Origin of the sequence: Agromyces binzhouensis, from assembly GCF_004135055.1 — a bacterium.
GTDB classification, from domain to species: domain Bacteria; phylum Actinomycetota; class Actinomycetes; order Actinomycetales; family Microbacteriaceae; genus Agromyces; species Agromyces binzhouensis.
This window is the reverse complement of record NZ_SDPL01000086.1, coordinates 1-9,577: the sequence shown is the minus strand read 5'-3', so window position 1 is coordinate 9,577 and position 9,577 is coordinate 1. Positions and strand designations below refer to the sequence as shown.

Annotated in this window: 7 protein-coding genes; 1 reads left to right on the top strand and 6 read right to left on the bottom strand. The window is 68.2% G+C overall.

Features of this window, described 5'->3' with window-relative positions:
* Positions 1–321: 321 nt before the first annotated feature.
* The 5 genes from typA to ESO86_RS06490 form a co-directional block, all read right to left on the bottom strand.
* Entirely contained in the window at positions 322–2,226 is a 1,905-nt protein-coding gene (gene typA, locus ESO86_RS06510; protein ID WP_129234165.1) for a translational GTPase TypA, read from the bottom strand.
* Between the two features lie 202 nt (positions 2,227–2,428).
* On the bottom strand, positions 2,429–4,198 hold the full coding sequence (locus tag ESO86_RS06505; protein ID WP_129234164.1) for a dipeptide ABC transporter ATP-binding protein: 1,770 nt from the start codon (positions 4,196–4,198) through the stop codon (positions 2,429–2,431).
* Entirely contained in the window at positions 4,195–5,145 is a 951-nt protein-coding gene (locus ESO86_RS06500) for an ABC transporter permease (RefSeq protein ID WP_129234163.1), read from the bottom strand. Before ESO86_RS06500 ends, ESO86_RS06505 begins: the two co-directional genes overlap by 4 nt.
* Positions 5,135–6,064: an ABC transporter permease gene (locus ESO86_RS06495; RefSeq protein ID WP_129234162.1), complete on the bottom strand. Its 930-nt coding sequence runs from the start codon at positions 6,062–6,064 to the stop codon at positions 5,135–5,137. Before ESO86_RS06495 ends, ESO86_RS06500 begins: the two co-directional genes overlap by 11 nt.
* Before the next feature lie 185 nt (positions 6,065–6,249).
* Positions 6,250–7,869 (bottom strand): peptide ABC transporter substrate-binding protein, encoded by a 1,620-nt coding sequence (locus ESO86_RS06490; RefSeq protein WP_129234161.1) that lies wholly within the window; start codon positions 7,867–7,869, stop codon positions 6,250–6,252.
* A 212-nt stretch (positions 7,870–8,081) separates the two neighbouring features.
* Here ESO86_RS06490 and ESO86_RS06485 point away from each other — a divergent pair, with 212 nt between their 5' ends.
* Positions 8,082–8,846 carry a CPBP family intramembrane glutamic endopeptidase gene (locus ESO86_RS06485; RefSeq protein WP_129234160.1) on the top strand — a complete coding sequence of 255 codons (765 nt, stop codon included), beginning with the start codon at positions 8,082–8,084 and terminating at the stop codon, positions 8,844–8,846.
* Here the strand turns inward: ESO86_RS06485 and ESO86_RS06480 are convergent.
* Positions 8,792–9,268: a hypothetical protein gene (locus ESO86_RS06480; RefSeq protein ID WP_129234159.1), complete on the bottom strand. Its 477-nt coding sequence runs from the start codon at positions 9,266–9,268 to the stop codon at positions 8,792–8,794. The genes ESO86_RS06485 and ESO86_RS06480 overlap by 55 nt on opposite strands.
* Between the last annotated feature and the right edge of the window lie 309 nt (positions 9,269–9,577).

The window sequence follows — 9,577 nt, the reverse complement described above, 5'->3', positions numbered from 1 at the left end:
GCCGATGCGGCGGTGGTCGGCTGCGCGGCCTCGGGGTTGGCGGAGGTTGCGGGGCGGGCGGGGGCGGTGCGGCGGTAGCGGGGGCGTCCGGCCGCACGACGGCCATGCTGGGGGAGGTTCATAAGCGGGGGAGGGTGATACTCGGGTAACGGTTGCGTAACGACTGACTCGGTTTCGAAGAACTCGACAACCATACGAGTCGCTTTCTGTGAAGTTCCTCCACTCCCCCGTCGACCCCCGCGAATCCTGCCCGGAAACGGCCCGGAACCGGCGAAGGGGGATGCCGCGGCGACCCCGCGGCATCCCCCTTCTGCGTCTGGGCTAGCCCTGCTTCTTCAGGCGCGATGCGGCCCGAGCGCGGGCGGTGGCGTCGAGCTCGACCTTGCGGATGCGCACCGCGGTCGGCGTGACCTCGACGCACTCGTCCTCCCGCGCGAACTCGAGGCACTCCTCCAGCGAGAGCTGGCGCGAGGGCGTCATCGACTCGAAGGTGTCGGCCGTCGACGAGCGCATGTTCGTCAGCTTCTTCTCCTTCGTGATGTTCACGTCCATGTCGTCGTTGCGCGAGTTCTCGCCGATGACCATGCCCTCGTAGACCTCTTCGGTGGGGTTCACGAAGAACGTCATGCGCTCCTGGAGCGCGATGATCGCGAAGGGCGTCACGACGCCCGCACGGTCGGCGACGATCGACCCGTTGTTGCGCGTCACGATCTGGCCCGCCCACTCGTCGTAGCCGTGCGAGATCGCGTTCGCGATGCCGGTGCCGCGCGTCGTGGTCATGAACTCGGTCCGGAAGCCGATGAGCCCGCGGCTCGGCACGATGAACTCCATGCGGACCCAGCCGGTGCCGTGGTTGGACATGTTGTCCATCCGGCCCTTGCGAGCGGCGAGCAGCTGCGTGATGGCGCCGAGGTACTCCTCCGGCGCGTCGATCGTGAGGTGCTCGAACGGCTCGTGGAGCTTGCCGTCGACCTGCTTCGTCACCACCTGGGGCTTGCCCACGGTCAGTTCGTAGCCCTCACGGCGCATCTGCTCGACGAGGATCGCGAGCGCGAGCTCGCCTCGGCCCTGGACCTCCCACGCGTCGGGGCGGCCGATGTCGACGACCTTCAGCGAGACGTTGCCGACGAGCTCGCGGTCCAGGCGGTCCTTCACCATGCGCGCGGTGAGCTTGTGCCCCTTGACCTTGCCGACGAGCGGCGAGGTGTTCGTGCCGATCGTCATCGAGATGGCGGGCTCGTCGACCGCGATGACCGGCAGCGGCCGCACATCCTCCGCATCGGCCAGCGTGTCGCCGATCATGATGTCCTCGAAGCCCGCGACGACGGCGATGTCGCCCGGGCCGGCGCTCTCCGCCGGGTAGCGGTCGAGGGCCTTGGTCAGGAAGAGCTCGGTCACGCGGACGTTCTGCACGGATCCGTCGTGCTTGACCCACGCCACGGTCTGGCCCTTGCGGATGGTGCCGTGGAACACGCGCAGCAGCGCGAGGCGGCCGAGGAACGGCGACGCGTCGAGGTTGGTGACGTGCGCCTGCAGGGGGTGCTCGTCGTCGTACGTCGGAGCGGGGATGTGCTGGAGGATCGCCTCGAACAGCGGCTCGAGGTCGCCGTTGTCGGGAAGCTCGCCGTTCGCGGGCTTGGTGTGGCTCGCCGCGCCGTTCCTGCCGGAGGCGTACACGACCGGCACGTCGAGGATCGCGTCGAGGTCGAGGTCGGGAACGTCGTCGGCCAGGTCGGAGGCGAGGCCGAGGAGCAGGTCCTGGCTCTCGGCGACGACCTCGTCGATGCGGGCGTCGGGCCGGTCGGTCTTGTTCACGAGGAGGATGACCGGCATCCGGGCCTCGAGCGCCTTGCGGAGCACGAACCGCGTCTGCGGCAGCGGCCCCTCGCTGGCGTCGACCAGGAGCACGACGCCGTCGACCATGGACAGGCCGCGCTCGACCTCGCCGCCGAAGTCGGCGTGGCCGGGAGTGTCGATGACGTTGATGGTCACGGGCGAGCCGCCCGAGTGGGCGCCGTTGTACGAGATCGCCGTGTTCTTGGCGAGGATCGTGATGCCCTTCTCACGTTCGAGCTCGTTCGAGTCCATCGCGCGCTCTTCGACGTGGGCGTGCTCGGCGAACGAGTGCGTCTGGTTGAGCATCGCGTCGACGAGCGTCGTCTTGCCGTGGTCGACGTGGGCGACGATCGCGACGTTGCGCAGGTCGTTGCGGGTGGCCTTGGCCATGGTGTGGTCCTCGCGTGGCCTCCGGTCGCAGAGCGGCTCCGGGGCGCGGATCGGCAGCGCCGCAGCGCTGGAGTGGAGTCGGTGGGAGCGCGAGCATCCGATTGGTCACGGTTCGCGCCCGACCAGCCTACCGCGTCCGGCGGAAACGGCGGACGCCCGGCCTCCGTGCGGGAGGCCGGGCGTCCGTTCGACTTGCGGTCGACTACGCGCCGAGCTGGAGATTCGCACCGGGGATCGCCGCGAGGAGATCCTTCGTGTACTGCTCCGTCGGGTTCTCGAACACGTCGTCGGTGGCCGCGGCCTCGACGATGCGTCCCTTCTGCATCACGCACACGTTGTCGGCGATGACGCGCACGACCGCGAGGTCGTGCGTGATGAAGAGGTAGGTGAGGTCGAGCTCGGCCTGCAGGTCGGCGAGCAGGCGCAGGATCTGGGCCTGCACGAGCACGTCGAGCGCCGACACGGCCTCGTCGAGGATGACGATCTCGGGCTTCAGCGCGAGCGCGCGCGCGATCGCGATGCGCTGGCGCTGGCCGCCGGAGAGCTCGTTCGGGTAGCGGCCGACGAGGGTTCGCGGCAGCGACACCTGGTCGAGCAGCTCGAACACGCGGGCACGACGCGACGCGCGGTCGCCCACGCTGTGGGTCACCAGCGGCTCCGAGATGGTGTTGCCGATGTTCCGGAGCGGGTTCAGCGAACCGTACGGGTCCTGGAACACGGGCTGCATCCGACTCCGGAGGTCGAACAGTTCCTTGCCGGTCAGGCTCGCGAGGTCCTTTCCGCCCACGATGATCTTGCCGCTCGTGACGTCCTCGAGCTTCAGCAGCATCTTCGCGACCGTGGACTTGCCCGAACCGGACTCGCCCACGAGCGCGGTGGTGGTGCCCTTCGGGATCTCGAAGGAGACCTTGTCGACCGCGGTGAAGTCGCCCGAGCCGCGGATCTTGAAGACCTTCGTGAGGTCCTCAACCACGATGGCGGGAGGCTGCGCGGCCGCGGCCTCGTGCGCCTCGGCGCGTGCCTCCGCGGTGGCGATCAGGTCGATCGTGTCCGTGGTCGTCCCGACCTCGGCGCCCGGCTCGTGCGCCGCGGCGTCCTGGCCGTGGATCGTGGACTTGATGCGGCGCGACGCCAGGCTCGGCGCCGCGGCCACGAGGCGCTGCGTGTAGGGGTGCTGCGGGTTCTGCAGGATCTCGAGGGAGGGTCCCGACTCGACGACCTTGCCCTTGTACATGACCACGAGCTGCTCGGCGCGCTCGGCGGCGAGCCCGAGGTCGTGCGTGATGAACAGCAGGGTGGTGCCCAGCTCACGCGTCAGCGACTCGAGGTGGTCGAGGATGACGCGCTGGACCGTCACGTCGAGCGCCGAGGTGGGCTCGTCGGCGATCAGCAGCTGCGGGTCGGCCGCCAGCCCCATCCCGATGAGCACGCGCTGGCGCATGCCGCCCGAGAACTGGTGCGGGAACTGCTTGAGGCGGCGATCCGCATCCTGCAGGCCCGCCTGCTTGAGCACCTCGATGGCGCGGGCTCGAACCTCCTTGCGGCCGGTCGCGATGCCGTTGGCCCGGATCGCCTCCTCGACCTGGAACCCGATCGACCAGACCGGGTTCAGGTTCGACATCGGGTCCTGCGGGACGAAGCCGATCTTGCGACCCCGGATGTCCTCCATCTCCTTCTTCGACGACTTCGCCAGGTCCTGGCCGTCGAGGAGGATCTGTCCGCCGGAGATCTCGCCCGAGCCGGGCAGGAGCTTGATGATCGCGTGCGCGGTCGTGGACTTGCCCGAGCCGGACTCGCCCACGATCGCGAGGCTCTGCCCGCGGTAGAGCGTGATGTTCACGCCGTCGACCGCCGTGACCTTGCCCTCCTGGGTCGTGAAGTCGACCTTGAGGTCCTTGATCTCGAGGAGCGGCTGCTCCTCCCCATCGGGAGTGGTGTGCTGCACGTCGCTTCCGTTCACGGTGGAGGTCATCGCTGCGCCCTCGCCTTCGGGTCGAGCGCGTCGCGGGCGACCTCGCCGAGCATGATGAAGCTCAGGACGGTGACCGACAGCGCGATGGAGGGCAGGATCAGCGTCTGCGGGTTCGTCCGCAGGTCGACCTGGGCCTGGCTGATGTCGTTGCCCCACGACATGGTGCTCGAGGGCAGTCCGACACCGAGGAACGACAGGGTCGCCTCGGCGACGATCGCCGAGGCGAGCGAGATCGTCGTGATCACGATCACCGGGGCGATCGAGTTCGGGAGCACGTGGCGGATCAGGATGCGCAACCGCGTGACGCCGACGGCCGTGGCCGCCATGACGAAGTCGGCGTTCTTCACCCTGAGGATCTCGGCCCTCAGCACACGGGCCGTCGCCGGCCACGCGAAGATGCCGATGGCGAGTGAGATCGTCCACACGCTCGCGTACTGCGAGAGCACCGACATGATGACGACCGCGGCGAGGATGTAGGGGATCGAGAAGAAGATGTCGCCGAGTCGCGACAGGACCGCGTCGACCCAGCCGCCGTAGAAGCCGGCGAGCGCACCGAAGAAGATGCCGAGCGACGCGACGAGGAACGTCACGATGAGGCCGACCGACAGCGAGGTGGACGTGCCGTAGATGATCCGCGAGTAGATGTCGCAGCCCTGGCGGTTGTAGCCGAGCACGCTTCCGTCGCCCGGTCCCTGGTTGCTCAGCGAGAGCTGGCAGTACCGCGGGTCCACGCTCGTGAAGAGCGCCGGGAACAGCGCCACGATCACGATCAGGAGGATCAGCGCCGAGGAGATCCAGAACATCGGACGCTTGCGCACGTCGCGCCAGGCGTCGGTCCAGAGGTTCGTCGGCTTGCCGTCGGCCTTGACGGAGTCGATCGCGACGAGCGGGGTCTCGTCGATGGGCGCGACGTAGTGCGCCTGGTTGGAGCGGGTGTTACTTGGCATAGCGGATCCTCGGGTCGAGAACGGCGTACAGCAGATCCACCAGCAGGTTGATGACGAGGTAGATCAGCACCATGACGGTCACGAACGAGACGACGGTCGGTCCCTCGCCGCGGATGATGGCCTGGTACAGGGTTCGTCCCACGCCGGGGACGTTGAAGATGCCCTCGGTGACGGTCGCACCGACCATGAGCACGCCGAAGTCGACGGCGAGGTAGGTCACGACGGGGATCAGCGAGTTGCGGAGGATGTGCACGGGGACGATGCGCCGCCGGGACAGTCCCTTGCTCGCGGCGGTGCGAACGAAGTCCTGTCCTCCCGTGTCGATGACCGACGCCCTTGTCAGTCGAACGATCTGGGCGAAGCTGATCGTCGCCAGCACGATGGCCGGCAGGATGAGGTCTTGGATCGGCGCACCCGGGCCGACGGTGGTCCGGAACCAACCGAGCTGGATGCCGAAGACGAACTGCGCGACGAAGGCGACCACGAAGACGGGCAGCGAGATGAGGATCAGGCTGACGACGAGGAAGCTCGCGTCGAAGATGCCGCCCTTGCGGAGGCCGGAGACGAGGCCGATCGTGATGCCGAACACCATCTCGATGAGGACGGCCAGGATGGCGAGCTGCAGGGTGACCGGGAAGGTCACGGCGAGGATCTCGGAGACCGGCTGACCCGAGAACGAGACGCCGAAGTCGCCCTGGAAGATCCCTGCCAGGAACAGCAGGTACTGCACGATGAAGGGCTGGTCGAGGTTGTACCGCTCGCGGACGGCCTCGAGCACCTGGGGCGGAGGGGTCTTGTCGCCGAAGAGGGCGACGACCGGGTCGCCCGGCATGGCGAAGACCATGAAGTAGATCAGGAACGTGGTGCCGAGCAGCACAGGGATCGCCTGAAGCAGTCGGCGCGCGATGTAACCGGCCATGGATCAGGCCCCGCGATCTGCGTGTGTTGACATTGTTTGGAGAAACCTCACCGATATGGGAGTGCGCACACACGATGTTACGCGCCTCGGCGCACCCCGGATACGTGGGAGTGGGGCGGCGATCCACTGGACCGCCGCCCCACGGGCGTCAGAGAGTCTAACCCGCTGAAACCCCTGATCGAGAACTACTCGCTCTTGGTGACCTCGTAGTAGAGGGGCACCGAGTTCCAGCCGAACTGGACGTTCTCGACCTGCTCGCTCCACGCGCCGTTGACGGTGGAGTACCAGAGCGGGATCGCGGGGAGGTCCTCGAAGAGGATCTCCTGCGCCTGCTGGAACTTCTCGATGCCCGCCTCGACCTCGGTCTCGCTGAGGCCTTCCTGGATGAGGGCGTCGAACTCGGGGTTCGAGTAGTCACCGTCGTTCGAACCGGCGCCGGTCACGTAGATCGGGCCGAGGAAGTTGGAGAGCGACGGGTAGTCGGCCTGCCAACCGGTGCGGAATCCGGTCTCGATGGTGCGGTCGGTGATGGCGGTGCGGAACTCCGCGAACGTCGGGTACGGAGCACCCGAAGCGTCGATGCCGAGCTCGTTCTTGATCTGGTTGGTCACAGCGTCGACCCAGCCCTGGTGGCCGCCGTCGGCGTTGTAGCCGATCTGGAAGGAACCCTCCCAGGGGCTGATGGCGTCGGCCTCGGCCCACAGCTCCTTGGCGAGCTCGGGGTCGTACTCGAGGACCTCGCTACCGGGGATGTCCTCGGAGTAGCCGTCGATGACCGGCGACGTGAAGTCGTGGGCCGGGGTACGGGTGCCCGAGAAGATCACGTCGGTGACCTCTTCGCGGTTGATCGCGTGCGAGATCGCGGCGCGGCGGAGCTTGCCCTCCTCGCCACCGAAGTGCGCGAGACGGTCCGGAACGACGAACGACTGGAAGATCGCCGCACCCTGCGTGACGGAGCGGTCGCCGAACTCGTCCTGGAAGGTCGAGAGCGCGCTGTCCGGGATGGCGTCGAGGATGTCGAGGTTGCCGCCCTGGAGGTCGGCGTACGCCGCGTCCTGCGTCGCGTAGAAGATGATCGAGAGACCACCGTTGGCGGCCTGGCGGTCACCCTGGTAGTCCTCGTTCACGACGAGGTCGATGCGCTCGTTGTGCTTCCACGCACCCTCGCCGTCGAGCATGTACGGGCCGTTGCCGATCGGGTTCTCACCGAAGGCGTCGAGGTCCTCCCACGCCGCCTCGGGCAGCGGGAAGAACGCCGAGTAGCCGAGTCGCAGCGGGAAGTCGGACTCCGGCTGCTTCAGGGTCACGGTGAAGGTCGAGTCGTCGACGACCTCGAGGCCGGAGAGCTCGTCGACGTTCTCGTCGTAGCTGAAGCCCTCGATCGAGTCGAAGAAGTAGCTCGAGAGCTGCGCATTGTCGAGCGCGGCGCCGTAGTTCCAGGCCTTGACGAACGACTCGGAGGTGACGTCCTCGCCGTTCGTGAACTTCTGGCCGTCCTTGATGGTGATGGTGTAGGTCTGCGCGTCGTCGGTCTCGATCGACTCCGCCATGTCGTTGTGCGGAGCACCCTCGCCGTCGTAGTACACCAGACCCGCGAAGATCGAGTCGAGGATCTTGCCGCCACCGGTCTCGTTGGTGTTGGTCGGGATCAGCGGGTTCTGGGGCTCAGAACCGTTGGTGGTGATGATCGCGGTCGAGTCGCCGGCCGGGGCTTCGGGTTCGCTGCTGGACGAGCAACCGGCGAGCGTGAGCGCGCCAGCCGCCGCAAGAGCAATGGCTGCAACGCCGATTCTCTTGATCTTCAATGTTCCTCCTGTGAGATGAGCGCACGACTGATCGATTCGTGGTCGAGCAGGGGGCGCTGGTAGGTGAATCGAGACTATAAGCGGGCTCCTGCCGAACAAACTTCACGGCGGAACCGTTACCGAGGCGCAATCTTGCGACAGGGTCATGCGCAGATGAGCAGCCGCGGGACGCACGATTCTTGCGTGACGAGGGCTCGTGCGAGGATTACCGCATGCCTGCGGCACGACGTCTCCGCATCGAGGTGGCCATCGTTCTCGCGCTGTCGCTCGGCGCGTCCGCCGTCTACTCGATCGTCGCGATCATCGCCCGGCTCACCGCCGACCGCCCGCTCGGCGAGCAGAGCGCCGCACTGAACCAGTCGCGGTCGACGCGCGAGTGGCTCGACCTCACCTACCAGCTTCTGGACGTCGTCTTCGGCCTCGCCGTCGTTGCCCTCGTGCTCTACCTGCTCTGGCAGCCGGGCCGCAGCCCGTTCCGACGGATCGGCTTCGACCTGACCCGGCCGGGACGCGACGCGGCATCCGGGCTGCTCCTCGCGGCCGTCATCGGCGTGCCGGGCCTGGCCCTGTACGCGGCCGGTCGCGCGTTCGGCTTCACCGTCGCGGTCGTGCCGCAGCCGCTCGACACCTACTGGTGGACGATCCCCGTCCTGGTGCTGGCCGCCCTGAAGGCGGCGCTCACCGAGGAGCTGATCGCGGTCGGATACCTGTTCACCCGGCTGCGCGAACTCGGCGTCGGCCCGTGGGCGACGATCCTGTCGAGCGCGCTCCTCCGAGGCAGCTACCACCTCTACCAGGGCTTCGGCGGCTTCATCGGCAACGCCGTCATGGGCGTCGTGTTCGGCTGGGCCTACACGCGCTGGGGCCGCACGATGCCCTTGGTCATCGCGCACTGGCTCCTCGACATCGTGAGCTTCGTCGGCTACCCGCTCGCCGTCGGCTGGTGGCCCGGGCTCTTCGCGCCGCCGGCAGACTGACCGACGGGCACGTCGGGCCGAACGGGCGCAGGCGACGGATGCCGCGGCCGCGGCGCTTCGGCCACGTGCCGCGCCCCGGCGAGCGCGACCACGGTCGCCGGCATCGGCGGCAGGGTCTCCTCGGGCGGTTCCACCCGCAGGTCGGAGTCGTTCGAGCGCACGAGTGCACCGTCGATCCAGCTTCGGCGCCCGGGAGTGCACACGGTGGAGAACTGCTCGGCGCCACCGTAGAAGCCTCCCCTCGACAGGTCGCTGAACGACTCGGCGCGCCGGAGCGCGTCCGCCAGCTGCGGGTTGCGGCGGTCGAGCAGGCCGGCCCGCTGCTCGAGTCCGAGCCCCCGCGCTCCGGCGAGCGTGCAGCCGACCATGAGCCCCACGAAGCCGAGCGTGGCGAGCAGGGCGACGACATCCATCGGGATCATGCGCACCCCCCTTGTGCGAGTGATCCTCAGTGTACTCCCGGGCACGGTCGGGGGACGGCCCGGATGCCGGCGCCTCCCGCAGCGCGGACCATGTTCGATGCCGGGCCGGACCGCCCGGTCGCACGTCAGGAGAAGGAAGCATGGACCTCGCACACGCCCTCAACGCGGGAGGCCTCGCCGGCCGCCGCACCGACCACCGCTTCACCGCGGACGAGACGGAGATCCGTGCAGCGGAGCAGCGCGTGGCGCGCCGCCGGGCCGCGGCGGTCGAGCGTCGCCCGATCGCGTTCACCGAGCGCGGGCGCCACG